Source organism: Vibrio sp. 1288 (genome assembly GCF_033344475.1).
In genome coordinates, this window is sequence record NZ_JAWPOX010000452.1 from 1 (window position 1) to 736 (window position 736).

Consider the following 736-nt stretch of genomic DNA (forward strand, 5'->3'; position numbering starts at 1 on the left):
TCCCTATGCCGTATTGGCTGTCGGTATCAAAGTCATCTTCAAGGAAGAAACGGAAGTTAAGGTAGTTTGGCCCCCAAGATTTTTCGTTAACGTCAAACACCAATAAATTCGAACCATCGACTTCTTCAAAGTGATAAGTAATTAACTCAAATCGGTCCAATGCATAGAGGTTTTCTACCGCTTTTTCGATTTCAGCCGTTTCGATTTTACGGCCAGTTTCCAGTTCCAAACGGTTGGTCAACACAACATCGCTATAGTGGGTATTGTTTACAATCACAATCTCATCCACTACGCGATCGTCACCATAAACGAGCTTTTTGCGAACTTCCTGCTTATGGTCGATGTACTTTTGATACTCCGCGTTTGATAAACGTAGTCCCACTAGCTTCGACTCCATTTCTTTGGTGATGTCATAGCCAGATTGAAAAGCCCAAGGCATTTTGTCGAACTCGACGGTTTCCATTTGGCCGACATTGGGACGAATGTAAACATCGTGTTCTTGCAGGGTTTCGACTTGCTGCTGGGTACTGCGACGCACCAGATAGTTGGAGAGTTGGTCTGCAACGGTAAACAGCCCAGTAAAATCATCTTCGGTTTTGTAGTCGGTACTGATGTCTACCGCGATAACCACATCCGCGCCCATCGCACGCGCAACATCCACTGGCATGTTGTTGACCACGCCACCGTCAACAAGCATGTGGCCATTTAACTTATACGGAGGGAGCGCACCGGGTAC

General features: G+C 46.3%; 1 protein-coding gene. It reads right to left on the reverse strand.

Annotated elements, in window-relative coordinates; translation table 11 throughout:
• A partial coding sequence (locus tag R8O11_RS27330) for a patatin-like phospholipase family protein (RefSeq protein WP_318194893.1) occupies positions 1–736 on the reverse strand: 736 nt, incomplete at both ends.